Source organism: Vogesella mureinivorans, from assembly GCF_007644035.1.
In the GTDB taxonomy this organism is placed as follows: domain Bacteria; phylum Pseudomonadota; class Gammaproteobacteria; order Burkholderiales; family Chromobacteriaceae; genus Vogesella; species Vogesella mureinivorans.
On sequence record NZ_VMTV02000836.1, the window covers coordinates 1 to 538 of the forward strand.

The following is a 538-nucleotide window of genomic DNA, read 5'->3' on the forward strand; positions in this document are numbered from 1 at the left end:
CCGCTGAATAGAATCGGGCGTTCTTTCATACCTCACCCCCGTCGCTCTCAACTAGGTCTGCCGGGTAGCGCGAGCCGGTACCGCCGCACTTGTCGCAGGTTTCGCCGTCGTAGCCGCCGCCATTCGGCAGCAGGCCGCCGACCATGCCGTGGCCGTTGCAGTAATCGCACAGCGGCACCTTGCGCGGGGTGATGTGGTGGTCTGCGTAGGGTTGGTAGCTCATACTGCCTCCTGGATAGCTGTAAGGATGTCGCGCATCACGGGTGGGCAAACTGCATTGCCCAACATATGCACGGCTAGCCGGTGTTGTTCCGGCAGGATGTAGTCGGGACGAAAACCCATGGCGGCGCGGCATTCCTGCGCGGTAAGCATTCGCATGCGGTCGCCGTCGATCACTGCCCAGCGGTCGCGGGTGGTGATCGTGCCGATGGGGCGTGCCAGGCTGCGGCCTGTCTCGCCTGAGCCGGTGCCGTAGTACGGTGCCAAGAAGCGGGCCCCAAAGCGGGCACGGCCGGCAGCGATGCGTTTCAGCGTGGCG

General features: G+C 64.9%; 2 protein-coding genes. Both read right to left on the bottom strand.

What is annotated here, in order from left to right:
• Positions 1-25: 25 nt before the first annotated feature.
• Positions 26-223, bottom strand: coding sequence for a hypothetical protein (locus tag FLQ44_RS19855; protein WP_147695760.1), 198 nt, complete (start codon positions 221-223; stop codon positions 26-28).
• On the bottom strand, positions 220-538 hold a 319-nt coding region (locus tag FLQ44_RS19860), incomplete at its 5' end, for a DNA cytosine methyltransferase (RefSeq protein WP_206209008.1). The genes FLQ44_RS19860 and FLQ44_RS19855, both read right to left, overlap by 4 nt.